Here is a 25,546-nt window from a genome sequence, read left to right on the forward strand (position 1 = left end):
CTTTACTCGCTGTCCTCCTGTTCATCGTTGATCCTGTCCTCAAAATCGTCCTCGGAGAGATATTCCGTCCCGCCGTAAGCCTCGTCCGGGTCAAAGCCTTCGCCGTATCCGTCATCCTCGAAATCCTCGTCATCCTCCGCCTGCTGTTTCGGACGGACGATCTTCACATAATAGCCAACGCCTCCTGCTGCAAGCAGGGCAATGATAATAAAAATGATCGTGCCGGCGCTGCCCTTGTCTTTTTTTGGCTGCTCGGCCTGCGCGGGTTCCTCCGTTTCCGCAGGTTTTTCCTTCCCGGCACAGCCTTTCAGGTCATTCTTGCAGACCGGGCAGGCGGTATCAACTTCCCCGGCTGCGCATTTCTCCGTACAGGTGCAGACATCCTCTGCCGGGATCGCACTCATGGTGTCCTCGCTCTTTTCCGCCAGCGCCATCAGGTCAGCCTCGGTAACGCCGTTCAGGAAGTAGACGTTGTTGCCGTCCCGCTTTCCGTCAATAATCAGATAGAACACATTCCCGTCCTCGGAGGTGATGGTGTAAAACTGTTTATCCCCATCTTCCCCGGTGGCCGTATCTAACACCGTGCCGGTGCCCTCCGGGGTAAATGCGCCGTCCGGGATAGCGGAAGCGGATTCCGTTTCCTCCTGGGAATCGGGGCTGCCGCCGTTTGTGCCGGAGGCTGTATTACCGCCGCCATTGGCGCCCGTATTCGTACCTGTATTAGAACCGTTCCCGGAATTGCTGTTCCCGGCATTGCTGTTTGTGCTGCCAGGGGAAGCAGCCTGGGCCTGCACAGGTTTTGCCGCCGTGCCGCCCTGGTTCTGCTGTGTTGCAGCCGCAGGTTTTTCCGTGGGCGCCGGTTCCTCATAATAGGGATTCTCAAACTTCACGGTCTTTGAGCGGTTCCCGGCATAGTCCTGGGCGTACACGCTTACCTGCTTTTCCGTGCCGGCATAATCCTTTAAGGCAACGGAAGCCGCCCCATTGGTTAGGGAATTGATACGGTTCCCGTCCACAAAGACCGCCTCCACGCCGGAATTATCGTCGCTGCTTTCTATTTTCAGCGTGTTGCCGTCCAGGGAAGCCGTAAGTTCGGGCGGCGTGGTATCTTTGTCCCCGGCTGCATAAGCCGTCAGGGGCAAAGATATGGCGCTTATGACAAGCATAAGCGCCAGTAGCAGAGAGATTTTTTTAGTCCTCATTCTTATCCTCCTGTTTCTGCAGCGGGCCATCCCCGGACGGGGCGGACTGCTGCGATTTCAGAAATTCGGCCAGCTGCTGGGGTGTCAGATGGAAGCTGCGGGCAATCGCCACATAATCGGTATTCTCCAGCTCCGTTTTCTGCTTTTCCAGGTCGCGGAGCTTGGCCTGCATCTCCGCAATCTTTGTTTTTGTCTTGTCGATCTCTTTCTCCAGTTTCTCAATCTTAGGGTTCAATTTATTACCTCCAATCTGTCTTTTTGCAAAACAGTTTGATAATAATAAGCTCCATAATTACAATTAAGTTTGATAATTTACTCCAAAACTTAATATCACGAAGCCATGTTGCAGAAAAACAAAGAAGCAAAATAAGAACCATGCTCCTTTAAGTGCCACGAAATCTCCGTTTTTATCAACTTTAATTGTCATTTTCTTTGAGTTTTATCAATCATAATTGTTAATTCCTTTGTGAAGCCGTTTTTATCAAACAAAGTTGTAAATTATCAATCTTTATTGCAAAATTATCAAACTTAATTGTCACTGGACACCAATCTGTCAGGGCAGACGCCCGAATGTATAAAAATGCTGCTGCCAGTAGCTTGTGTTGATATTTGCGTAGGAGATCGGGTCCCCGCAGTGGATCATCATCCCGTTGCCCACATAGATTCCCACATGGCTTGCGCCGCTGGTATTGTAGGTGCCCTGGAAGAATATCAGGTCGCCGGGCCTTGCATCCGCGCTTGATACAGGCGTGCACACGCCTAAAAGCCCGTCTGCGGTAAGCCGTCCGAAGTTCCAGCCCACGCCGCAATGGTTGACTACCCAGGAAACATAGCCGGAACAGTCAAAGGAAGTGGAAGGGCTTGCGCCTCCCCATACATACGGATAGCCTAAATACTTTTCGGCCTCCGCGAGCATGGCGGCAAATTTTTCATCTGCAAGGGCCTCCGGCGGGACGTCATAGTCAAAATAGTTCCCTCCGCCGCCTGCGCCTGCCTCCGGTAAATGCCGCTCGCTGGTATCGCCGGTATCGGCAAAATACAACGGGTTCATATACTGGCCGTCAACCAGCACCTCCAGGTGCAGGTGCGGCCCGGTGGAATTTCCGGTGCTGCCGACCTTCGCGATCACATCCCCGGCCTTTACCTCCTGTCCGGCAGATACAAAAATCTGTGAACAGTGGCCGTATTTGGTGGTAAGGGAGCGCCCCTCATAAGCCTCGCCCTCAATGGCAACGCACAGGCCGTATCCGCCGGCTTCACCGGCCAGCGTGACCGTGCCGTCATGCCCGGCTAAAATCTCCGTGCCCTGGGGCATCCCGATGTCAACGCCGGTATGGTAGTTCTTTCCCCCGCTGATCGGGTGTACCCGGTAGCCGTAGTAGCTGGTGACATAGGGCAGCCAGTTCGTGCCAAATACATTTTTCACATACTGCCGGTTGCCTTTGGTCTGCAACAGAATCTCGCAGATTTCCTTCTGGTCTGGGTTCATGCGTGAGACAACCAGGTTTTCAAGCGGCGTAGAAGTAAGCGTTACATTCAGGATGTGCCACTCATAAGGCACTTCTTCCTCTGTTTCCTCGCCGGTCTCCGGGTCAACGCTGGTTTCTGTCCGGTAGCGGGTTTCCGTTTCTTCTGAAAAAGACAGGGAATACTGCCCGTTAAACAGCTCCCGGAGGACACCCTCGATCTGCGCATAGGTAAAATTCTGATAGGCAGAAGTGAGGTACCCCATTAAGACATAGGGATCATGCTCAATGGGGCCGATATTATAGCGGTACTCGTCATAGCCGGGCCGGTCCGATTCCACACGGTTAATCTGCATCTGCAGGTCCGTTTCCCACTCGGTATAAGCAAGCTCCGCATTGTTGATGTCCGCATCGTCCGCCAGATAGGTAGAGGCTGCAAGGCTGCCCAGCCCTCCGGCCCCCAGGTTGGAAAAGGAAGAAATCAGGGACGCGATCAGGAAAAATACCAAAAGGAGCAGGAGCACGATCCCGCATATGACCGGGTGGCGCCTGACGGCATGGACCACGCCGGCAGCGATCTTTTCCGTGGTAACGGCGGTGTCCTTTGCACGCTTTCCCGCTTTTTTCGCTTCTCTGGCTGCTTTGGCATACTGGCGTTTTATCTTTTGTTTCTGCCACATCCGGGCAAGAAGGTTTTTCTTCAGTTCCGGGCTGTCATGCAGGGTCTGCCGGTAGGCAAGCCGGGCATTGGCCCTGGCTGATCTCTGCTGTAATTTTGCCACCCTGCGGTACGGCGCCGTCTTATGCCTGTGATATGCCATACGCAGCCCCGATTCGCTTACAAGCTCGGTGCGGTGGGCCGCTTTAATGCCGACATTTTCATTCTCTGCCTGGTAAATCTTTTTATGGGCGTAACCCACCGCCATATTTGCGCCGGCCTTTACCGGGCGCATCGGAACGGGACCCTTGACATGGGCCCGCTGGGATTTCACCTCCTTTTCAAATTTCAGGCGCTTTTTGGCCTTGCCCGTATCGGGATCAGAAGATGTTTCCATCCGCAACTTACGGCGGGCAGGAAGGCGGTTTTCCGCCTGTTCCAGTTTTTCCGCTGTCCGTTCTGCCTTCCGTCGGGCTTTCGTGAGCTTCTTATCCGCTGTTTCCGGTGGGAGTTCGTCAGCGGTAAATTCCAGCTTGGAAGGCCGTTTTGGTTCTCCTTCGGCTGCCTCCGGCGGTTTCTCCTGAGGTTCCCCGGCTTTTGCCGCCTCCTGAAAGCGCTGTTGGTATTTATTACCATGCTGCCGTGTCCGGTTCCAGTGTCCTGCCTGGCCGGATTTTTCTTCCCCTTTCTGTGCCCCGGCTCCTTCCTGAAATAGTTTCCCATACCGGGAATCCGTACCTTTCGGACCGTGTTCTGCAAAAGCTGTCTGTCCGGGATTTTCCTGGCCGGAATCCGCCTGCCTGGGTTCTTCCTGCCTGAAATTCTGGTAAGCGGCATTGCGCCTCCCTGGGCTCTCCTGGCTGGAATCCGCCCGCCTGGGTTCTTCCTGCCTGAAATTCTGGTAAGCGACATTGCGCCTCCCTGGGCTCTCCTGGCTGAAATCTGCTTGTCTGGGTTCTTCCTGCTTGAAATTCTGGTAAGCGGCATTGCGCCTCCCTGGGCTCCCCTGGCTGAAATCCTCCTGCCTGGAATCCCTGTAAGCAGCATTGCCCTGTCCTTGGCTGCCCCGCCTGGTTTCTGGCACATATGGTTCTGATCCAGTTGGTTCCTGTCCGGGAAAAACCTGGGTAGGGGAATCCTGTGCTGCCGTATCACTGTTTTCGCAACCGGCAAATATATCTGATCCATAAGTTTCCGTCTGCACCGGCGCCGCCTGCCTGCGGTTCCTTGAAGTGCCGGAAGAAGGGGCGTCCCTTGCCCGGCGCAGGTCATAATCCGGCTCTCCCTGCCGGGCCGCCATGCGGTCCTCCCCGTGGGAATCCCGCGCCGGCATCCGGGCATCTTTCTGTTTCCTCTGAAAATTCCTGTCACGCGCCATTGCCCTCACCTCCAATCGCTTTCAGGGTATTTTTGTTTCCTCATGCCTTCGTCCCCGCCACTTCATCAGGCCGTGTTGTAAGTACGCTGTACAGCAGGGTATCCTTCGGAAAATGATCGACAAAGGGGATAATCACATTCCCGAAGAACAGAAGCCCCTCGCCGGGGCCGGAATGGGTCACATAGGAAAGCTGGTGCGGGGAAATCCCCAGCTGCTTCGCCAGAATCTGCCGGTCCCCCTGGGCCTGGTTCAGCATGTAGATAAAATCCGAGTTCTCAAAGATATTCTCGATCTCACGGGAGGCCAGCAGGTCCTTCACGTTCTGCGTCAGGCCGCTCGGTATGCCGCCCCATTTCCTGAACCGTTTCCAGATTTCCACGCTGAAACTTCCGGTCTGGCCTTTCAGAAGGAGATGGAATTCGTCAACATAGAACCAGGTCGTCTTATGCTTGGAGCGGTTGGCCGTGACACGGTTCCACACGGCGTCCTGCATAATCAAAAGGCCGATCTCTTTCAGGGCCTTGCCCAGAGACTTTAACTGGAAGCAGAGTACCCGGTGGTTGTTCATATCAATGTTGGACCTGTGATTGAATACATTCAGGGAGCCGTTCACGTAGATTTCCAGCGCCGTGGCGATATTCTGCGCCTCCGGCTCGGACTGTTTCAAAAGCAGCCCGTACAGGTCTCCCAGGACCGGCATATTCTCCGGGCGCGGGTCCTGCAGGTAATCCCGGTACACCAGCCTTGTGCAGCGGTCAATGATGGTCCTCTCAATCGGGGAAAGCCCCTCCTTGCCGCCGATCACCAGGTCGCACAGGGACAGGATAAAATCGCTTTTCAGCGTGATGGGGTTTTCATCATCCGAATAGTCCAGGTTAATGTCCATCGGATTGATATAGTTGGTGGAAGTCGGGGAAATGTCAATGACCTGCCCCTGGGAGCCGAACTGCTGTACTAAAGGCCCGTACTCATTTTCCGGGTCTGCAATGATGATGTCATCCTCCGTTAAAAGGAACACATTGACGATCTCACGCTTTGCCGAGAAAGACTTGCCGCTGCCCGGCGTGCCTAAGAACAGGCCGTTGGGGTTCTTTAAGTTCTTGCGGTTCGCCATGATCAGGTTGTTGCTTAAAGCGTTCAGGCCATAATAAAGCGCCTCGCCCTCCTGGAACAGCTCGCAGGTCGTGAACGGCACGAAAATGGCGGTGCTGCTGGTCGTAAGCCCACGCTCAATCTCAATCTGGTTCAACCCTAAGGCAAGAGAGGACATAAGGCCTTGTTCCTGCTGGAAGTCCAGACGTTTCAGGGCACAGTTATATTTCTGCGCAATACCGGAAGCAGAAAGGATGTCATTGAACAGCTTCTGCCGTTTGTGAGCGATATTCTCCACCAGCACCGTCACAAGAAACATGCGCTCATTCCGGCTCTGCAAATCCTGTAAAAGATTCTTTGCTTCTTCGCCGTAGGTGGCAAGGTCCGTAGGTATGATGTCCATGTCATACCCGGCGCGGACCGCTTTTTTCTGTTCCTCAATGGTCATTTTCTGCAAATCGGACATCTTGCGCTTGATGTTCTTGATCGCCTGGGCCTGGTCGATAGACTGGATATGCAGGTTTACTGTCACGGCATCGTCCAGGTCAAGCAGCTCCGCAAGCAGCCGGTCCGTCAGCTCCGGCGCTAAAATCTGCAAAAAGGACGCCGCCCCGGAATGGTCGGCTACCCGGAAGGTCTTTCCGTCATTCGAGAAGGACAGGCCGGAGGGCGCAATAAAATCTTTTGTGGACAGCCCGGTTTTCGGCAGGTCCGCCCAGGTAAAATGAAACTTTTCCTGCCCGTCTGGGTGGAGCTGGCTGTGAAGGAGCTCCAGGCGTTCCAGCCCGTCTAATGGCTTTGCCTGGGCTCCCAGGGCCTTGAAATTCGCCAGCACGTCGGCCTCGATCCGCTCCAGGCGCATCTTCGCGGTGCGAAGGTCGTCAGCCTCAATGCCAAAAGTGATATATTTCCGCTTGGTAAGACCGTTGTTGCCTTTTTGGAGCTGACCTTTCAGCATATCCCCATACTCCCTGCGGATTCCGTCATATTCGTCGCCACGGATGGGGATGTCAATACTGCGGGCGAAATCCTGCATGTTGGCCCGCTGGTTGACAAAGGTAAGCTGCACACGGATCGAAGCGTCAAAATAATTGAGGAAATCACAGTAGCCCTCAAAAATCTGCGCCTTGTCATCCGCCTGTGCGAGCTGGTAGTTAATGTCAAAAAACTGCACCGTCTTGGTGTAGAGCTTATCCGTCAGCCGGCAGATCCCATCCCGGTACATTTCCTTATAGGGAATGCTCTGCTGGACCGTCTGCGGGGCGTCCGATTTAAGCCCACTGAAAAAGCCGCCTTTCCTGGACGGCTTTATGCGGGAAGCATTACGCCCGCCTGTTTTTGCGTCTGCCCTGGCCTTTTTTGCCTGCCTGATGTTTCTTTGCAGGCGCTTTTCCTGGGCCTCCTGCTGTCTGGTTTTTGGCAATCCTCATAACCTCCTTCTCTGACATGGATTTATACAAATTTTCCGTCCGGTATGGCCGTTTCTTCGGCCAGAGCTTATAGCGGAGCCTGTTTTTCAGAAGTTTCTCCGCCGGCTGCCCATCCCGCTCATACATGGCGAAAAAGAAAAAGGGCATCATAAGCCCGATCATCATTAGCACCGCCGCCGAGTTACCGACAGCGCCGCGGGTAAGGAAGTATACCGGCAGCCCGACCAATGCGGCCAGGCTGAAACAGATAAGCTGGCGCTTCGTCAGGTTGAACGCCAGCTTGGTCTTGACTTTCGTTAAGTCTTTGGGTACGGGTACATAAGGCATGTAAATTCACCTCCATTCATGCTGTATCTCACTGGTTTTGTTCCTGCATCGTGACCGTGGATTCCACCTCATTGCCCCACACATCCCAGCCGGGGGTCTGCTGCCTTGCAAAAAGCTCTATCCTGGGCTGGTCGCCCATGAGCTTCACAATCTTATCCCGTACCTCGTCCGGCTTCTTGCTGTGCTGCTCAATATGGGAGATTACAAACTGGTGGATTCCCGCGCACTGGCGTTTCGGGCGCCCGCGTGTCGCCAGAAGGCATACCTCCGCATTAGAGCGGGTCCAGAACCCCATCCCGTAAAACCAGGAATCTGCTTTCCGGTTCTGTTTGAGCCAGAGGAAAGCCAGCGTCTTATATTTGAACCCCCATGCTTCGATCACCCGGAACGCCTCATTAAGCTGTGGGAAGGTGGCCCATAGGAAAAGCGCACTGTCTTTGGCCGCAAGGTCTGCAACCGGCAGCGCGCATATTTCTTCCATGCTCATGGTGGGGTAGTGCTTTTCGGCCACCCCATTTCCGCGTTTCATATCATAGCGCCAGGGCGGGTCCGCGTACACGATGCCATATTTTCCGGCCTCCGCCATTACCGGGCCTGCTCATTCTTGGCCGGGGCGGATTTTGCCGGGGGCGTCTTAACCTTGCCGGCATTTTCTTTCAGGGCGCCGGCCAGGGAAGGCTTCTCCGCCGCTCCCTTTGTCGCTTCAAGGGTGGCCTGCAGGTTTTCAATCGCCTGGCCGTACCCTCCGATCAGGGCGTCATTAAGCTGCCTGCGGAAATCCGCCGTCACCGGCCAGCAGACATCCCTCCATTTTCCCTGCTTATCCTGGGTGGAGGGCATATTGACGTACAGGCCGTTCTCGCCGGAGCAGATACGGAAGCCGTCGATCTTGAAACAGTCCCCAATCGTCACATTGGCGAAAGCCAGAAGGTTCCCCATCGGGGCAATCGGGCGTACCGTTACATCCAGCTTCAAGCCCTCGCCCGCCTGGGCCTCCGGCTGCATGGTTTCATGGTTGGTCTTACTCATATAAAAAAATCCTCCTTCTTGTTAAAATAGGTCGGTTACACACTAATGCGAGTTAAAAATACTTTTGGATAGCGAGCCTGTCTTAAACAGGGCAAAGGCCAGCAGGACCGTATAGCCTGCCGTGCCCCAGATCGCGCCGTGGATGTCGCCGGAAGAAGGGATTGACTGGACCAGCGCCGCATAGATCGCGACGCAGACCATAATCAAAAACCCCTGGAAACCCAAAGCAAACAGGGAACGCAGGTAATTCGTCCCCATCTGCCCCCATTCACGGTTTGCCATTGTGGAAAACGGTATGGGTGCCAGGCTGACCGTGAGATATATTTCAATCATGCGGCCATACACAATGACAAAGATCACGATGGACAACACCCACATGCACAGGTTGATAATGTTGGTCTCCAGCCACAGGCCGATCAGTTCCCACATCCCCATTGCTTCAAGCTGCGTCTCCAGGTCGGCCAGCGCAGCGGTAACATCCATGCTCCCGTTTATCACGCCGGAACTTTGATTCACCACATGCTGGGCGACGTCAAACACCGCCATGACGATGGTAAAGCAGTTGGTGAGCAGGTATGTGGCAACAAAGGTTTTGAAAATCCACTTGAAGATGTTGAACGTATCAAAATCGTGCATGTTGTTCTTTTCGAGGATCATCTGGATCAATTCATAGACAAGAACAAAAGTCAGGATGATTCCCGCAATGGGAATGACGACGGTTTCAGAAAGATTCTGGATCATGCTGAACACGCCGCCATTCCACCCCTGCGGTGTCTGGCCTACCTGTGAGGCCACATCCGAGACCTGGCTGTTGACGGACTCAAAGATACTGGTGTATTGTCCTGTGATCGCTTCAATCAAGCCCTCTTTAATCCAGTCTGTTATCCATTCAAACAGACTGCCCATCGGCTATTAACCGAACAGGCCGGAGAGCAGCGGGATCAGCGTGGCACCCACCAGCGCAATACCTCCGCCAGCCATAAGCTGTTTCATCCGTTTTTGTTCACACCGGGTCGCTGCCCCGGCGCGGCCCCACTTCATAAAGAAGCGGACACCCCATGCTTTCACATGGGCGCAGACTATATCTTCACCCGCATGGAGCGGGGCAGGCTGCTTCGGGCCGCTCGGCCCTACTCCTGCAAAGGATAGTCGTTGAACCTTCCCCTGTTCGGGGCTTGGCTGCTGATCGCCCATTGTCCCGGCGTTTAGGTTCGCACCCTGCGCCATCCGTGCGTTTTTTTCTGCTTTCGCCACCGTCACATCCGGGCATGTTTCATCCCCATGTTTTGGTACGCACGGCTTTAGGGGTTTCCAGCAATTCAGCCTGTTGCCGTATGGACTTCCACCATACGCTGCACGGCAATTACTTGTCCGTGGAGGGCGTAGCTTACCCCTGCGACTTGGCTCCGGGATTGTCATTGCCGTAACCTTCCAGAAGGTTGATGACGCCCCATGCACCGAGGCCGGCGCCCAGAGCAATCACCAGAATTTTCAAAGTATCAATCGCACTTGCAAAAAAAGCCATATAAAAGTCCTCCTTTAATTTGAATAATCTTGATTTTGTGGTATGGCCGTATCTGGCCGGAAACGAAAAAACGCCCCAGTGCTTTAAGAAAATCTGCATAAAGCACTGGGGCGGCATAGTCCAGGATCATCCTGGAAAGGTATACAGTTGTCAGGGAGGGGCGCGAATCCTCAATAGAACCTCCTTTCCGGTGAAAAGAAAAAGCCCACCAAAGCCAGAGACTTTAACAGGCAGCTACATCATTATACAGCCGGCGCCTCCAAATCCTCCGCCGTGACCTCATAATTGCGGTACAGCTCCCCAGGGCTGACGGGCAGCCTGGTTGAGAGGAATTTTTCAATGTCAAAAGCATTTTTAGGGGCATAATCAGACAGGTATTTATAGTTCGGGTGTTTCGTAATATCATATTTGCGGGAGAGGAAGGGCCGGACGCCCCTGATCTGCAGGAGGCATTTCCCTCCGTCCATCACGGCCAGTTCGTCCATCGACATCAAATCCTTTCCCAATTTCTGAAAATTCTGTCCGTGGGATTCCTGGCTGCCTTTGGTGACGCTGGTGTTATACATATCGATGGTCTCTTTTCCCAGCAGGGAATTCCAGCTTTTCAGCGTGGTTTCCTCCTTGCCTCCCAGGAAAAGGGAAGCGTCACAATTCCCGATGATGGTGTCCATGTTGTCCTTATAAAGCGCCTTTAACTGGCTCTGCGCCTGCAGGACCAAACAGGCCGAAATCTCCCTGGAACGGATCGTCGCCATCAGCTTTTCCAGGTTCGGAATCTGCCCGATATTGGCGGCCTCGTCGATCAGGCACCGCACATGTACCGGCAGCCTGCCGCCATACTTGTCATCGGCACGCTCGCACAGCAGATTGAACAGCTGCGTATAGGCCATGCTGACAAGGAAATTGAACGTCGCATCCGTATCGCTGATGATAAAGAACAGCGCCGTTTTCCTGTCCCCGACCAGGTCAAGCTCCAGCTCGTCATACATGGTGATCTCCCGGACCTCCTTAATATCGAATGGCGCCAGTCTGGCGCCGCAGCTAATAAGTATGCTTTTCGCTGTCTTGCCCGCCGCTAATTTATATTTCTTATACTGGCGGAGGGCGAAGTGGTCCGGGTCTTTCTGCTCCAGCGCATCAAAGAGAAGGTCAACGGCATTTTTGAAACTTTCGTCATCCTCCCGGACCTCCATAGCGTTTATCATTTCTACCAGGGTGGAAAAATTCTGCTCGTTTGTCGGGGCCTCATAATAGATATAGCCGATCAGCGCCGTATACAGCAGGGTCTCGGCCTTGACCCAAAAATCGTCGCCGGATTTCCCTTCCCCTTTGGTGTTTGCAATCAGCACCGTTACCAGTTTCAGAATGTCCTTCTCATTGTGGATGTAGGCAAAAGGGTTATAGTGCATACTTTTTGAAAAGTTGATCGTATTGAATACCTTGATCTTATAAGGCTCATACACGGTTTTCCCATTCTTTCCCCTGACCGGTTTTCCGTCCTTGTCCAGTTTCGGAGTACCGCGGCTTAACAGCTTTCCCACTTCGATTAAGACCGTGCCTTTCGGATCGGTGACGACATACGAACTATGGAGCTGCATGAGGTTGGGTTTTATAAAAAATCTCGTCTTGCCGGAGCCGGAACCGCCGACTACCAGCACATTTTTATTGCGGGCATGGGCCGGGTTCTTCGGCCTGCCGGACATCATAAGTCCCTCGGTCTGCGTCAGGATAATGTTGTTTTCCGGTTTCGGGTCCATGAAAGGGGCAATGTCTGTTTTGTTCCCCCAACGGGCAGAGCCGTACTCCACATCTTTGCGGTACCTTTTTGCATTTTTTCCTTTCACATATACCGCCAGCCGCACGATAGCCGCCCCGCATAATCCCGCCAGCCAGTCCAGTGCCGCACCCGGCCACATGCTTTGAAATGCCAGCGAGAAACCTTCGGACAATCCTAACAATTTCTGTGAGGCGTCCGTTCCGGGGGCAAGGCGCACCGCCTCGCCCAGCTTCGCAAATACCAGAAGGAACAAAAGATAGGGCAGGTGGAGGATCACCTGCTTTTTTAAGGCATCCGTGTCTATCTTCATCGTTCCGGCCCTCCGTGTTCCTTGTTCTTTACCCGGTCACGGCCAAGAGCCTGCGCCAGCTCCTTGAATTTATGAAGCTGGGAGAGCAGCGACGGCCTGGCGCTCCGGGCAAGGTCTTTCTGGGTATATTCCTTAAAAGCTGCCGTCAGCGCGTCCGCCTGGTTCGCTTTGAAATAGACCGTCCATTTAGGCGGGTCAGTCCCCAGCTCTTTTTCAATATGGTATCGGACCTGGTGCTTCCTGGCGTACCGCTCAAAGGAGCGGATTCTGCCGGAGACTTCAATGGTGTTGGCTCCGGGGTCCTTACAGGTCAGCCGTTTCATGCTGTTCCTGCCGACTTTCGGGGTCGTGCGTTCCTGCTCCATCTTCTGGAGCACGGCGGCAATGGCAGAACGCAGCACCCGCCCGGACAGCTTCGCCGCCTGGATGGAGACCGATACGGTCCGCTGTTCCAAATCTTCCTGCATAAGCATCCTCCTTCCTGATAGAATCTGTAATTATAAATAGGAAATACCTGCTTAACGGGCGTCCCCGATCACCTGTTGGCGTGGGGCGTGCTCAAAGGCTTTTGCCGCCTGGTCCACCTGGATTTTCGCATGTTTCAAAAGCGTCTTAATGATGGTCGCCGGGTGGCTCTGTTCCTCTAAATGCGTCACCATATCCTTACAGCCCTCCGGGAGATATTCAGCCATATCCTTACAGGCATCGTCCAGGTCACCCATGAAGCCCCAGCAGCTATCTGACAGCTCGCCGTTTTTGTAAAGCTCAAAGCCGTAGCACTCGCCCCGCAGGTAGGAATCATAAGCGGCCACTTCGCTGCGCATCAGATCCTCCGCCTTTTTCCGAATGGCGCCGGTCATTTTTTCGTTGCCAAACTCCTTTAGAGCATCCTCTTTGGAAACATAAATCCATCCGACCTGCCCGCTGTCCCAGGGGTCATTGAAACTCGTGGTCTGCATGGCAAGGCCGCTGTGGTCCATCAGATAGAGGGGCAGCGTAATGTATTTTTCGGAGATCACCTTCAGCATGGCGTCATCAACCGCCCGTTCCTCCGTCTTTGGTCCGTGCCGGAACCGGCTGCTCACAATGTTTACCATGTGTTCATAGCGTTTCAGCCCCGCTTCATCATGCCCCACGGTATCTAAATACATCTCCCGCAGGAAATCGTCTTTATCCATGTAATTGTGGCTGTCGCCCAGCGCATAGCGGGAATGGAAGCAGGCCATTGTCCCAAAATGCTCGTCTACCTCACGGGGAGAGATTAAAATGTCGTCCGGCTGCACCATCAGCGCATACGGACCGTCAACCGCCATCAGCATAAGCCATCAACTCCTTTCCTGTTCCCTGGGCTTTTTATCCGGCGCTTTCGGCTCTGCCTGCGCCGCCTGTTTCCTCGCACTGTCAAGCTGTTCCCGCACGGAAACATCCCGCTTTGCCTCCGGCGTCCCTGCGCCGAAAAAATCCGGCAGCTCCTTAAAGCCGATACTGTCCACGTACCAGGCGGCATCCGCGCCATTCCCATGCAGGACTACCACATCAGAAACGGAAAGGGAATGGCCCTTAAAATCATCCGGGTGGTCGATATTGAACCGCCGGTAAATATCCTCCAGCGTTTCGCCCGGTTCCCGCTGCATGGCATAGACCATCCGGTAATTGTCCCGGTCCACGGAGAGCCCCCTGCTTTCCAGCCAGTCCAGGGACATAAAACGCAGGTTGTCTGTATTGTCCGATAAGTCAAGCTGGTAAATGGAATAAGCGCTGATTCCATACTCTTTTTCATAGGAAGAAATACGCTCCAGAAGCGGCGCCGTTTCTCCCTCCATGTGTTCCTCATGTTCAAATGCCGCCAGCCTCATGCGGATTTTCCCGGTATCTCCTGAAAGCAGCTCGTCCGCCATGCACTCTTTTTCCGCATGGGAATCCGGGTACAGGCCTGCATAGGCCCCGCTGTTCTGCCTGAAAAATTCATCCAGGTCGAAAGCCAGGTCCGTGGATTCGTCAAGCCTTATATCATCCCCGCCCGGTTCCTCCATGGCAGGGGCCGGCTGCTGCTTTTCCTCCGGCGGGAGGGGCTGCTTCACCGCAACGATCTCACCCGCCAGCCGGTAAAATTTCTCCGGGTATTTGAACTGTTCCTTATACTGCTCCATGAAATAATCGGGAAGGTCGGCAAAACTTTCCTCGCCGAGACCGGCTATGAAAAAGGTGCCTGCCATGATCTCGATCATCTCGCCGTCCTGGTTGTAGATCGCCCGGTTCAGGGGCAGCCCGTTTATTTTCCCTTCATCATTGCAGACAATCGCGACAGGCTCCGCATAAGGGTAGTAGCCCTCTATGCCTCCCCCGACTGCCTCCTGCATGGATTTGAGGCTCCCGTCCAGCTCGGCCTCATAAGGCGCTTTCCCCGGCTCTATCATCAACACTTTCAAATCTGCATATCCTCCTTCCTTTTAGTTGGCGCCTTCGCCTCTGCCGCAGCCTTTTCCTGCACCCTCGCCGCAGACAGCTTTCCCAGCACGGAAGGTTTCTCCAGCTTTTCAGGCATAGAAATGCCGCCCTCCGAAACATCGGCGGCGGTATGGTCTGTTTTTACCGGCTCCTGGCCCTCCACTGTATATCCGGGGAGAAGCACGCCATTGACCGTAAAACAGTTTTCATGCTCTTTCGGAATGGGCGGTGAAATCTCCGCGAACAGATGGGAATAGGCTTTCTTTCTCCCCTCCAGATACTTCTCGGCGGCGGCTTTGTCCGTGTAGCGTTTCTTATCCTGCCCTGCAAGGTGGATGTTGTAGCCTTTCCTGGGTGAATTGATATACAGGTCCCATGTTACATACCAGGCAGTCGGAACATCCTGTTTTGCCTCCCTGTTATATGTTGTCTGTTCCCTGATCTGGCAGAACATCTTATAAACCCGGTTGCTGATCTCCATCCAGTCCTTGTTGTTGGAAAAGGGCTGCCAACTGTTCCCGGTATGCTTTACCTCCGGGGTGCGTAAGTATGCCAGCGCCCGGTCAAGCCGCTGCGTGGCCGCCGCCTGCTGTTCCCATTGCTTCGCTGCCGCCACCACGATGTCATAGGCTTTCTTTTCTCCCTCAATGCTGTCCTGGCGCATGGCCTGTACCGTTTCTGCCCCCTGCGCAATCAACGCTGAAATATCTGTGTTCTCGCATGATACCGTGTGTTCCACCTGCAGCTTGTAGCCTTCCGACAGGTCCCCGGAGCGGTGCACCCGGTAATCTTTGTTTTCCTCCAATCCTTCCACCTCCTTAAATCTCCGGCGCATGGCTCTTTTTCGGTGCCGCCTGTGCCGGGGTAGTTTTTTCTGCCGGTTTCACCGCTGCAAGCTGCGCCATGACCGAAGGCCGGTCCGACGTAAATATGGAAATCTGTTCATTCTCCGCCAGCGGCTGCGCCGGAAGGGGCAGCGTTTCGTCCGAATGGGTCAGTATCTGCTCCCGTTTCAGGTCTGCCACGATCTCGTCAAATACCGCATTGATGGCTTTCCGTTCCGCACCCTCCGGGAAGGCTTTCAGGACTGCCATTTCCCCGCTTTTATCTGTCGCGAAAGTAACGGCACAATCCGCATGTCCCGCCAGATAATCAGAGCTGTAAGGCAGCTTATCCTTGATGTAACAGGCAAAGGCCCTGGCGGTCATCTCCGTGTTGCTGTCCCAATAGCCGCCGTCCTTTTCGCACTCCTTACCCATGCGCACGGAATTCCGGTAAAAATCGGTTTCCACCCGCCCGATCTGCGGCGCCTCCTGTGCCTGCATCCCGGACAGCATGTGCTCGAATATTTCCAGCCGTTCCCGCTCACTTTTGGGGATCACCCGCCCGGTGACAGACTTCTTGAAAGCGCTGATCTGCTCCACGGAACCGGCCTCGCCGGATAGAAACGACTCTTTAAGAACCGCGTAGGTTTTCATCTGTTCCTCATTGCCATGCCGTTTTAGGGAACCGAGCACCGCCGAATCCAGCCAGCCTGTCGCATTTTTCCGGGTTCGTTCTGTCTGCGCTTTGGTGCGGGCCGCGGCCTGCTCCGGCGTCTCCGGCTTATATTTCATGGTATCAATCAGCTTCTGGAACGGCGCATAGAGGCGGGGCTGTTCCGAGAGCATCCCATTCGCGCCCATCTTTGTACCCAGGTAATCGTCAAACCCGTGCCACCATTCATGGGCTAAAGAGCCGGCCCCGTGCATCTTCGTAAGGTTGATGACCTTCCGCAGCGGTTCATAATGGGCCGCCGCGTTGCCGCTGCCCCTGGCGCCGAAAGCGATGGCAAGCGTTCCCTGATAGGCAATATCTTTATCACTGATCTGCAAGGCCGACGCCAGATCCTTCAGCGCCTCAAATCCCATGTTGAGGGAAGCCTGCCGGTCATTCTGGTTCATCCAGTTCCCAAATTCACCGCCGCGGAACCCGAAGGCATCAAGGTAGTGCTGCCCGGTGATCTCCATGCCGTTTCTGTAATCCGGCCCGGTGCGCCGCACATGGGAGAGCTGGGGAGGCACAAACCGCGTCTTTCCGCTTTTGCTGCGCCCTTTTGCCAACGCCTGCACCCATTTCAGGGCGGCCTCCCGCGATTCAAAGTTTGTCTGCAAGATGGAATAGCCCTTCGTCACATAATAGGTGTCAGGTTTCCAGTCATTATTTTTGGAATAAGTATTCTTCCCGTCGTTGAAATGGATCGCATAGCCCTTCGGCACCTTCTGGTCTTTGGAAACGCCAAACTGTTCCTTCTGCGCTTTCTGTGTGAAGTTCCGCTCAAAATGCGCGGCAGAGTGAACCATCAGGGCATTGGACAGCTTGTTTGTAATGGCCGGGTTCTCCCGGCCCTTTTCCGTCGCCTGGTAATGGATGCCGCTGCCCCAGCCCTGCACCTGTTCCAGATATCCGTTTTCCACAAAGAAACGGTCATAGGCCTTCATTGCGTCCTCCACGGTGCGCACCTCCGAGACCGCGCTTTGCAGCTCCCGTACCGTCTGGATATATTCTTTTTGTCTTGCAAGGCGCTTTTCCGGCGTGTCGTCCCTGCGGTAATACTGCGGGGAGGCATTCAGCCCGTCCCTCGCCTTTTTGATAAAATAGACCACGCCAAGGGGAATCCCGTCATCAAGCATGGCCGTATAATCCGGTTTCTTCCAGATATTATCTTTTTTTACGAATTTCTCGGCTTCACGCTCATTCATGGCGTCCAGATCGTTCACATAGAGCCCCCGGTCCTTCCATAAATCTTTTTTTGCGCCGCCGATCTTTTCCCCAAAATCTTCATGCTGTATGTTGTCAGCCAATCATTATCACCTCCAGTCTGTCATAAAAAATCACCGCTCCGGGGAAGGGCGGCGTTCCTGTAATTTATCATGCTGCGGGCGTATTCCCATGATCCGGTCCGTCTCCCTGCGGACCAGCCGGTCAAGCGCACCCAAATCCTCCGGGGTAACGGCAAACTCCCGGTAATTCTCATACCAGAGCCCCGTGACCGCCGCAATCGGCAGTAGCTTTTCCGGCCCTCCGGGAAAAAGGCGGTAGACCGGACCGCCGTCAAGGAGCATCTGCTTCGCTGTCCCCAGGGGTATGCGGTACATATCTGTGTCCGGGTTCTGCGCCTCCTCCATATACTCCACATTCAGCCGTTCCTCCAAATCCTGGGGCATATAGGAAAATGCCTGCTCCTTCCACTGGCTGAACCGGTTAGAATAGCGGTACTGCCATTCCGTCACCTGCTCCGGCGCATAGAGGTAGCGCCAGGTTTTCAGGGCGTCCTTTTCGCACAGCTCCATTGACTCCCATTTTTCAATAGCTACCTCCGCCTTCGTGCCGTCCCGGTATTCCATGCTGACGCCGTAAGGGTAGAGGGTATTCCTTTCTATATCCTGCCGCAGCGTGTCAAGGCCCATCATCAGGACATCCCCATACAGCCGTCCGTCCTCTTTGCGCTCCGTGTGGAACAGGAAGGCCCTTGCGCCGGGATATTCCGTCATGGCAGCTGTCCGGTAAAGCTCCGCCGAAGGGCAGTAGGCAAGCAGCGCGTCCGAAAGCCACATGTGATTCTTCCCCATGACGGCAATGGAATCCGCCCCGGTATTCGTGGCAAGCGTGCGCAGGTTATATTCGCTGTCCCGCAGGAAATCCCCGGCCAGGATATGGAGCTCATAGGCAAATACGCCTAAATCCGTATCGCGGACTAAGTGAATCTGCGGAAGTGGTTCCTGTTTCAAGTTCATTTCCTCCCTTCGTTCTGTTTTTATCACCGGCTGCCCCTGTCATGGGACGCCTCCGGCTGGTGCTTTGCCGGCGCTGCCTTCGCCGCCTGCTCCCGCATGGCCTCCAGGACGGAGGGCCGGCGCTGTGCCTGCCGTTCCAGCCCTTCCAGGGCGGCGATTGCCTTTTCAGCCTGTTTCTTCATGGCGCCCATGCACGCACGGCTGGCACGGTAGGGAGCCTTGACATAGCGGGCAATCTCCCCGCCGGCCTTTGCCTGCTGCACCGGTTCCTTTCCCATCAGCGCCAGGCACATATTTTTTAGGTGCTTTCCTGCCTCATGGTACTCGGAAACGAAAGCATCGATCCTCTCCATTGCCCGGTTACTGGCCTGCTGGTGGTTTTCCGCCCCCTGACGTACCGCCTCTAACGCCGGTTTCAGGTGCAGGAAATTGGCGAGCCCGTTCAATGCAATCGTACCGCGTTCCTTGAAATCCTCCAGGATATGCCTGCATCCCTCAACAATCTTTCCCTTTAGCTCTGATAATTTCTGTTGCATGGAGGCAATATTGCCCTCCAGCGTCTTGCAGGTCTTTTGTAAGGAAGCTTTCAGGGAGCGGTCCTGCATTTTCTGCAGGTCCTCCCGCATGGCCTCCAACTCGCCGACCGCTATGGAAAGGCGGTTCTCCATCCCTGTGACAGATTCGATCAGTTTTGCGAAGTCCACATAGGCGGGGGAATCATTTTCCTTTAAGAACGCAAGCAGCGCCTTAACCTGCTCATTTTCCGCAATCGGCGTTCCCGTGCCGGAATCCGTATGTGTCCTTTCCTCCGCCATTTACAAATCTCTCCCCTCTGCCGGCGGCTGCCCTCCGGCAATCTTGCCGACAATCTCCGGACCGGTCTCGTAAATCTGCATGAGCCGCCTGGCCGTTCCGCTTGGCTGAGCGGCGCCGCTGGTCCAGAGCCGGACCGTGGAAGGGGCGACATTCATCAGGAGCGCAAAGCCTTTCTCGTTCATATCCAGTTTTTCCATCAGCGCCTTAACCATGTCAGGGCCGTAGTCCGGGCACCGGGCGGCTTCGGCGATCATCTGTAAAGCCGTGTTCTCTGTGTTCATCATTTCTTGAAATCCTCCTTGTCAAATCGAAACAGCCGCCTGTTTCCGGCGGCATTGCTGTTGATGTTCTTTCATCTGCGTTGTAACATGGAGCAGCATTTCGTTGTAGTCCTTTCCCATGCGGGGCGGGTTGACGCCCACCCGGATATGCCGGAACCGCTGATCTTCATGGAGCATTGCCTTGATCCTCCTGGCATTTTTAAGGCCGCCAAGGTCATTGTCCATGTAGAGGCTGACGCGCCGGATTTCCGGGTGGCGTTTCAAAAATGCAATCAGCGCCACATGGGAAGTGCCGCCCAGGGACAGCCGGTAGCCGTCCCATTTCCAGCCTTCTAACTCCTGCAGCGTGGCATGGGAGAGGGCGTCAATGGGCGCCTCAAATACCGCCACATGCCGGCTGCCCGGATTCCGGGGTGGATAGCAGAAGCTGTATTCCTTGTCGCTGCCGTAGACATCTTTCCTAAGGCTGCCGGCAATGCTCCGCATACAGGCAAACTTTGCTTTGCCGGCTTCATCCTTTCCCACAAACACACAGACCGGCTCGCCATGATGCCGCGCCTCATAGAACAGCCCGTCCCGGAAACACCGGCTGATCACATCCGGGCTGATCCCGCGCCGTTGCAGATAAGAAACGGCAGAAGTGGCGCACCGTCTGGCCCAGGGGAGGGAAAATGCTTTCTTCTCCGGTTCCTTATGCACACGCCCTGCCGCTGCCGTGCTCCGATAGGCCGGCGTCTGCTGGATTTCCCCGCCGACCAGCGTATGGACCGCATCCACCAGCCCGTAGCCCCGTATCTGGATCAGGTAATCCAGGGCGTTGATACTCCGGCCCCGGCTGTTCCAGTACCAGTACCTTTTCCCGGTCACATAGACCAGGCTGTCATGCTCCTTGTGGCGGTAATTCGGGCCGTCCCGTTTCAGCACCCCAGGCTCATGGAACTGCAGGTAGGCAAACAGGTCCGCCTCACGCGCCGCCCGAATCTGCTCCTTTGTTACGCCGGGCATGACACCGGCACAGGGATTCTTTTCATCGTGCCCCGCCTCCTTTCTGTGATGAAAAAAGACGCCAGAAGGCGCCTAACAGCCGTACAGGTCATGGTTGACCTCGGCGCGGTAATAGCTGTCCATTGTTGCCGGGGCATTATAGAGCGCCGCCAGCAGGTATGCCTTGATGTTCCCGACTTTCGTGGTGTTCCTGTCAATGCAGTCAAAGACATACTCCAGGTGGCCGGAATTGATTTTCAGGAAGCGGCCCTTTACCACCTCCCTGGGAAAATCATCCCCGGCGATACGGATATATGGACGTTTGGATAAAACCACTTCAAGCATAAGCTCCACCGTCTCGTCTAAGCGTTCTTTCCCATACCGGGAAACCATACAGCCATACTCAATATTTTCTTTCAGGATTTCACGGTAAGCGTCTGCCAGCTCTATCCGATCCATCCCATCCGAACGGCCTGCCGCCTCCGGCCCTGACGGATAGATTGATGGATGGGTCCTTGATATATCCGTTTTTGATTTTTTAGTTTTTAATGGATTAGTATTTAATTGTGCGGGATTTCCCTGTCCAGGTTCCCCCTGTTCAGGTTTTGCCTGTCCTGGATTTGCCTGTCTTGGATTTTCCCGTTTAGGTGAATCCCCCTGTTTTTCAGCATTTACAGGCTTTTCATGGATCGTATACTCGATGTCTCCGAGCTGCCCGTTCTCATAGCGGAGGCGCTGCCTGGTGAGGTACCCGTGCCGCTCCAGCTCTTTCAGGGCGGTAGTGATTGAATCCACGCCGTCCTTGCAGATATGGGCGAGCCCCTTTGTGGTATAGTCCCAATCTTCCGGCAGCGACAGCATGAGCGAGAGGAGCCCCTTTGCCTTTAAGGACAGTTCCGTATTGCGCAGATGGTGGTTGCACATGATCGTGAAGTCCTTTGTTTTTTCTACCCGGAATACAGCCATTTCAAAGCCTCCTTTCTCCGGTTATCCTGTTACAAGACGCGGTCCCTGCGGTCATAGTGGAGATGCCCGTCTGAGACCTTCGCATGGTTTTTCAGTTTGACTTCGCCCCGTTCCTGGCTGTCTAAGAATTTCTGATAGCCGGCATCCGTAAGGAACAGGCGCATCTTATCGCCCTTATCGCCGACAGGAGAATTATAAGACAGCACGTTGAAGATGATCATGTGCCGTACCTCTGGGGCAAAGCGTTCCAGAGCCATGATGTCATGCCCTTTCAATTTTTCCGCGCCGGATCGCTGCCTGGCCTCCGCAATCTTTTCCCCAATCGTCCGGGGCGGGTAGGGCAGGAGGTAATTCTTCTGGATATCCCGCACGATGTCCATGCACTCGTCATCCGTCAGGACGCGCAGCTTTGCCATCAGACTTTCCGCTGCCTTCCGCTGTTCAGGGTTCTTTGTGTACCGGGCAGCCATGTGGAGCTCGTTCAGGACTTTGTATTGATAGTCTCCCTCAACCTGAAACAGCAGCCGTTTTTCCATTTCGTTTAATTCCATGTGGATCTCCTTTCTTTTGAAAATGGGTATAAAAAAAGGGCGCCCACCTATAAAAGTGAAACGCCCACGGCAACCAGCGGTCAGGCAATACACCGGACCGCTGGCACTATTAAATTTTGTCGTTAATGAAACAGCCTCCTTTTTTCGATATTTTTCTCGTCAGATTTCAACTTGGAAAAGGAATTGAATAAATGACGGCAAACGCGTGGACCCCTTGAAAATAAAGGCTTTTTCCGTTTGTCGTTATTATACCGTAACGGCACACCTTCGCCACCATGTCCCTGGAGAACGGGATGGACGTAAAGACCCTGTCCGCCATCATTGGCCACGTCTCGTCGGCCACCACGCTGAACATCTACACCCACGTCACCGACGAGATGCAGAGGAATGCGGCCCGGAACATTGACCAGGGCATCGCCGGGGCGGAAGTGAAGGAAGAACCGGAACGTGAGGAATCCGCCCCGCCTGTGACCTTCACACCTTATCAGCCTGCCCACCGCAGGCCGGGGACGGGCTGCATCAGCCAAATCAATGACCACCTGTGGGAGGGCCGCTACTCGCCCAAGTGGATCGACGGCAAAAAACACGCCCGCAACATCTACGCCCACACCCGCGAGGAATGCGAGGCGAAACTGGCGGCGCTGATCGTCCAGATGAAGCGGGAGCTGGCGGAGCTGAAAGCAGCGCAGGCGGCAGGGGCACCCTTCAGACATTGAGCCGCCAAATACAAAGATAGGACAGTGAACCGAAAACGATTCGCTGTCCTCCCATAAAAGGAGCTTATGCAGACAATTCTAACAGAGCACAGAGAGATTTTGATTCTGTCATTATAATTTTATTTTCCTATTTTCTCTTCTGAAATTATGGTGTATACTAAGAGGCAGAAGGGGGTGCTGGTATGCCTCAAAGCTTAACGGATATACAGATGGTGCTTGCGCCTGTTTTCGCCGCTTATGGCATCTCGCGCGCCGTCCTGTTTGGTTCTGTAGCTAAAGGAACTTCCACAGAGAAGAGCGACCTGGACTTATTGGTGGACAGCAAATTACAGGGACTGAAGTTTGTGGGCTTTATGGAGGCCGTCCGTCAAGCGGTGGGAATGCCTGTGGACATTTTTGACGTGCGGCATATTGAGAAGGACTCAAAAATCGACCGTGAGATTTGTTCTACTGGGGTAACAATTTATGAGAAATGAAGTCATCCTCCAAAAGCTGTATAGTTATTCCGAAAAGCTGATGAACTATTGCCAGGGCTATACCTATGGGAGCTTTTCTGAGGATACAAAGCTGGCGGAGGCCTGTGTGTTTAATCTCAGTCAGATGGGAGAATTGTGCCGGATTGTGGATGCTGCTTTTGCAGAGTGTCATCCTGAAATACCCTGGCGTGAAATGAACGGCCTTCGAAATCGCATCGTCCACGATTATGAGGGAGTAAACCTTCGACTTGTGTGGGAGATTATCAGTGGAGATATTCCGGGTCTGAGGAACATCTTGAAGGAATTGCTGTAAGATGTGAAAGCAAGCAATTTGCCAGACCGCATATCTCTTTTTTTGACTGGAGGAATGAGGTCTTGCAGGAACAGCGGTTTACAAAACGGGATTGGGCCCTTTTCCGCAGTAAAATTGGCAGCTGGCAGGAAGTCTACATGGGCAGGCTATGCGATGAATACATAGAACTGCTGAGCGGCGATGGTGATCCGTCAGAAAAATTCTGGCAGCTTGATAAGCGGATAAGGAGTGACAAAAGAAATCCAGGCGTCCAGCTGGAGATGACCCGAACAAACTTTATCTACAACATCATTGCGCTTATCAATAATGACGTAATCAGCATAGAGGATCTGGAAGATTTCAGCGATGAACTGAAGGGAACTGTAAACGCCTTTCTTGAGCGGCAGAACTGGAACTACTCGGACGAAGACTGACATCAGGCAGGTAGCGCACAAGCCAACGGAACAAGGGGCGACGGGCTGAAAACAATCTGCCGCCCGAAAATTTTTTGAAGCCCGTCTGTGGTATTTCTGTGGTCAAAAGAAAAATCACCCCAGTTTTCACTGAGGTGATTTCTTATTTGGTGGACTCGAAGGGGATCGAACCCTCGACCTCTGCGATGCGAACGCAGCGCTCTCCCAGCTGAGCTACGAGCCCAAATCGACACTTTTTATACTAAAAAAGTTGGAGAATTTGGATTTCTAAAATATTCGATTTTCAGGGGAAAAGTCCAACGGATTGGACTGAAAAACGGGGCCACAAACCTGGGTCGGATGTGTCTCGCTATGGATGCGAACGCAGCGCTCTCCCAGCTGAGCTACGAGCCCAAATCAGCACTTTTCATGCGAAAAAAGTTGCGAATTTTGGATTTCTCAAATATTCAATTTTCAGGGGGAAGTCCAACAAATCGAACAGGAAAACGGGGAACAGAAAACCGGATCGGATGTGTCTCACTATGGATGCGAACCGTGCGCTCTCCCAGCTGAGCTACAGGCCCAAATCGGCACTTTTCATGCGAAAAAAGTTGCGAATTTTGGATTTCTCAAATATTCGATTTTCAGGGGAAAGTCCAACAAATCGGACAGGAAAACGGGGAACAGAAAATCGGGTCGGATGTGTCTCACTATGGATGCGAACGCAGCGCTCTCCCAGCTGAGCTACGAGCCCAAATCGGCGCTTTTTATACGAAAAAAGTTGCAGAATTTGGATTTCTAAAATATTCGATTTTCAGGGGAAAAGTCCAACGGATTGACTGAAAAACGGGGCCACAAACCTGGGTCGGATGTGTCTCGCTATGGATGCGAACGCAGCGCTCTCCCAGCTGAGCTACGAGCCCAAATCGACACTTTTTATACGAAAAAAGTTGCGAATTTTGGATTTTTGAAATATTCGATTTTCAGGGGAAAGTCCAGCAAATCGGACAGGAAAACGGGAAACAGAAAATCGGGTCGGATGTGTCTCACTATGGATGCGAACGCAGCGCTCTCCCAGCTGAGCTACGAGCCCAAATCGGCACTTTTCATGCGAAAAAAGTTGCGAATTTTGGATTTCTGGAATATTCGATTTTCAGGGGGAAGTCCAACAAATCGGACAGGAAAACGGGGAACAGAAAATCGGGTCGGATGTGTCTCACTATGGATGCGAACCGTGCGCTCTCCCAGCTGAGCTACAGGCCCAAATCGGCACTTTTTACGCGAAAAAAGTTGCGAATTTTGGATTTCTCAAATATTCGATTTTCAGGGGAAAGTCCAACAAATCGGACAAGAAAACGAGAAACGAAAAATCGGGTCGGATGTGTCTCACTATGGATGCGAACGCTGCGCTCTCCCAGCTGAGCTAATCGCCCGTATGGGTGGCACCTGAGTTACGTGCCACATTTTGTAGAATTAACTTTTTTGTGATGTGAACCGAATGGCAACCATCCGAGTTACGCCCCTGAAATGTGGGGCATATAACTGGCCCGCTTGCACTCCCAACTGCGCTAATCGCCCAAATATTCTTTTTGCTGGCCAACGCATAACTAACTTCTATGATTATATCAGATTT

25 protein-coding genes, 1 tRNA gene and 2 pseudogenes are annotated in these 25,546 nt (G+C 53.7%); 4 read left to right on the forward strand and 24 right to left on the reverse strand.

From position 1 onward, the window contains the following. Nucleotides 1-2: 2 nt before the first annotated feature. From NFS22_RS14205 to NFS22_RS14315, 23 genes and pseudogenes are all read right to left on the reverse strand, one after another. Nucleotides 3-1,202, reverse strand: a complete 1,200-nt coding sequence (locus tag NFS22_RS14205; RefSeq protein WP_251318386.1) for a DUF4366 domain-containing protein — start codon at nt 1,200-1,202, stop codon at nt 3-5. Next, on the reverse strand, nt 1,192-1,437 hold the full coding sequence (locus NFS22_RS14210) for a DUF4315 family protein (protein ID WP_004056054.1): 246 nt from the start codon (nt 1,435-1,437) through the stop codon (nt 1,192-1,194). Before NFS22_RS14210 ends, NFS22_RS14205 begins: the two co-directional genes overlap by 11 nt. Before the next feature lie 318 nt (nt 1,438-1,755). Next, nucleotides 1,756-3,723, reverse strand: coding sequence for a CD1108 family mobile element protein (locus NFS22_RS14215; protein ID WP_251318387.1), 1,968 nt, complete (start codon nt 3,721-3,723; stop codon nt 1,756-1,758). Further along, on the reverse strand, nt 3,675-4,514 hold the full coding sequence (locus tag NFS22_RS14220; protein WP_251318388.1) for a hypothetical protein: 840 nt from the start codon (nt 4,512-4,514) through the stop codon (nt 3,675-3,677). The genes NFS22_RS14215 and NFS22_RS14220 overlap by 49 nt, the downstream gene beginning before the upstream one ends. 230 nt (nt 4,515-4,744) lie before the next feature. Beyond that, a complete protein-coding gene (locus NFS22_RS14225) occupies nt 4,745-7,108 on the reverse strand; it encodes a VirB4-like conjugal transfer ATPase, CD1110 family (RefSeq protein WP_478293085.1) in 2,364 nt (787 codons plus the stop codon). A gap of 10 nt (nt 7,109-7,118) precedes the next feature. Then, entirely contained in the window at nt 7,119-7,553 is a 435-nt protein-coding gene (locus tag NFS22_RS14230) for a PrgI family protein (protein WP_004083310.1), read from the reverse strand. A 28-nt stretch (nt 7,554-7,581) separates the two neighbouring features. Further along, complete coding sequence (locus NFS22_RS14235) at nt 7,582-8,139, reverse strand: MT-A70 family methyltransferase (RefSeq protein WP_004083309.1); 558 nt, start codon at nt 8,137-8,139, stop codon at nt 7,582-7,584. Continuing rightward, entirely contained in the window at nt 8,139-8,582 is a 444-nt protein-coding gene (locus NFS22_RS14240) for a SpoVG family protein (RefSeq protein WP_004083308.1), read from the reverse strand. Before NFS22_RS14240 ends, NFS22_RS14235 begins: the two co-directional genes overlap by 1 nt. 42 nt (nt 8,583-8,624) lie before the next feature. Beyond that, nucleotides 8,625-9,488 (reverse strand): VirB6/TrbL-like conjugal transfer protein, CD1112 family, encoded by an 864-nt coding sequence (locus NFS22_RS14245; protein ID WP_016289159.1) that lies wholly within the window; start codon nt 9,486-9,488, stop codon nt 8,625-8,627. 6 nt (nt 9,489-9,494) lie between these two features. Next, nucleotides 9,495-10,001: a Maff2 family mobile element protein gene (locus NFS22_RS23865; RefSeq protein ID WP_338147977.1), complete on the reverse strand. Its 507-nt coding sequence runs from the start codon at nt 9,999-10,001 to the stop codon at nt 9,495-9,497. After that, nucleotides 9,973-10,107: pseudogene (locus NFS22_RS14255) on the reverse strand (Maff2 family mobile element protein); the annotation flags it as partial. The gene NFS22_RS23865 and the pseudogene NFS22_RS14255, both read right to left, overlap by 29 nt. Nucleotides 10,108-10,349: 242 nt before the next feature. Further along, nucleotides 10,350-12,194, reverse strand: coding sequence for a VirD4-like conjugal transfer protein, CD1115 family (locus NFS22_RS14260; protein WP_251318390.1), 1,845 nt, complete (start codon nt 12,192-12,194; stop codon nt 10,350-10,352). Next, on the reverse strand, nt 12,191-12,661 hold the full coding sequence (locus NFS22_RS14265) for a PcfB family protein (protein ID WP_004056082.1): 471 nt from the start codon (nt 12,659-12,661) through the stop codon (nt 12,191-12,193). The genes NFS22_RS14260 and NFS22_RS14265 overlap by 4 nt, the downstream gene beginning before the upstream one ends. A 51-nt stretch (nt 12,662-12,712) precedes the next feature. Beyond that, nucleotides 12,713-13,513 (reverse strand): hypothetical protein, encoded by an 801-nt coding sequence (locus tag NFS22_RS14270; RefSeq protein WP_251318391.1) that lies wholly within the window; start codon nt 13,511-13,513, stop codon nt 12,713-12,715. A gap of 6 nt (nt 13,514-13,519) precedes the next feature. Beyond that, nucleotides 13,520-14,617 (reverse strand): DUF3846 domain-containing protein, encoded by a 1,098-nt coding sequence (locus NFS22_RS14275; RefSeq protein WP_251318419.1) that lies wholly within the window; start codon nt 14,615-14,617, stop codon nt 13,520-13,522. A 2-nt stretch (nt 14,618-14,619) separates the two neighbouring features. After that, nucleotides 14,620-15,456: a hypothetical protein gene (locus tag NFS22_RS14280; protein WP_338147978.1), complete on the reverse strand. Its 837-nt coding sequence runs from the start codon at nt 15,454-15,456 to the stop codon at nt 14,620-14,622. A 4-nt stretch (nt 15,457-15,460) separates the two neighbouring features. After that, on the reverse strand, nt 15,461-17,485 hold the full coding sequence (locus tag NFS22_RS14285) for an LPD1 domain-containing protein (RefSeq protein ID WP_251318393.1): 2,025 nt from the start codon (nt 17,483-17,485) through the stop codon (nt 15,461-15,463). Nucleotides 17,486-17,515: 30 nt separating this feature from the next. Continuing rightward, nucleotides 17,516-18,412 (reverse strand): hypothetical protein, encoded by an 897-nt coding sequence (locus NFS22_RS14290; protein ID WP_016316656.1) that lies wholly within the window; start codon nt 18,410-18,412, stop codon nt 17,516-17,518. A gap of 29 nt (nt 18,413-18,441) precedes the next feature. Then, the gene (locus NFS22_RS14295) at nt 18,442-19,233 is read right to left on the reverse strand and encodes a DUF6674 family protein (RefSeq protein ID WP_132226458.1); all 792 of its coding nucleotides are present in this window, start codon (nt 19,231-19,233) and stop codon (nt 18,442-18,444) included. Next, nucleotides 19,234-19,518, reverse strand: a complete 285-nt coding sequence (locus NFS22_RS14300; RefSeq protein ID WP_132226459.1) for a helix-turn-helix domain-containing protein — start codon at nt 19,516-19,518, stop codon at nt 19,234-19,236. A gap of 18 nt (nt 19,519-19,536) precedes the next feature. Then, nucleotides 19,537-20,520, reverse strand: coding sequence for a toprim domain-containing protein (locus tag NFS22_RS14305; RefSeq protein WP_251318394.1), 984 nt, complete (start codon nt 20,518-20,520; stop codon nt 19,537-19,539). Nucleotides 20,521-20,592: 72 nt separating this feature from the next. After that, entirely contained in the window at nt 20,593-21,465 is an 873-nt protein-coding gene (locus tag NFS22_RS14310) for a DUF6017 domain-containing protein (RefSeq protein ID WP_016220416.1), read from the reverse strand. A 29-nt stretch (nt 21,466-21,494) separates the two neighbouring features. Then, on the reverse strand, nt 21,495-22,016 hold the full coding sequence (locus NFS22_RS14315) for a DUF5720 family protein (RefSeq protein ID WP_016220415.1): 522 nt from the start codon (nt 22,014-22,016) through the stop codon (nt 21,495-21,497). A 257-nt stretch (nt 22,017-22,273) separates the two neighbouring features. Here NFS22_RS14315 and NFS22_RS14320 point away from each other — a divergent pair. From NFS22_RS14320 to NFS22_RS14335, 4 genes and pseudogenes are all read left to right on the forward strand, one after another. Then, nucleotides 22,274-22,732 (forward strand): annotated as a pseudogene (locus NFS22_RS14320) (tyrosine-type recombinase/integrase); the annotation flags it as partial. A gap of 182 nt (nt 22,733-22,914) precedes the next feature. Next, nucleotides 22,915-23,208, forward strand: coding sequence for a nucleotidyltransferase family protein (locus NFS22_RS14325; protein ID WP_251318395.1), 294 nt, complete (start codon nt 22,915-22,917; stop codon nt 23,206-23,208). Further along, nucleotides 23,198-23,521: a HepT-like ribonuclease domain-containing protein gene (locus tag NFS22_RS14330; protein ID WP_251318396.1), complete on the forward strand. Its 324-nt coding sequence runs from the start codon at nt 23,198-23,200 to the stop codon at nt 23,519-23,521. The genes NFS22_RS14325 and NFS22_RS14330 overlap by 11 nt, the downstream gene beginning before the upstream one ends. Nucleotides 23,522-23,583: 62 nt before the next feature. Then, on the forward strand, nt 23,584-23,934 hold the full coding sequence (locus tag NFS22_RS14335) for a hypothetical protein (RefSeq protein ID WP_251318397.1): 351 nt from the start codon (nt 23,584-23,586) through the stop codon (nt 23,932-23,934). Nucleotides 23,935-24,081: 147 nt separating this feature from the next. On the opposite strand, the gene NFS22_RS14340 is transcribed toward NFS22_RS14335, so the two are convergent. Next, nucleotides 24,082-24,157 (reverse strand) — tRNA-Ala (locus tag NFS22_RS14340). Nucleotides 24,158-25,546: the final 1,389 nt, after the last annotated feature.

This window comes from Flintibacter muris (genome assembly GCF_943192995.1).
GTDB lineage: Bacteria > Bacillota > Clostridia > Oscillospirales > Oscillospiraceae > Lawsonibacter > Lawsonibacter muris.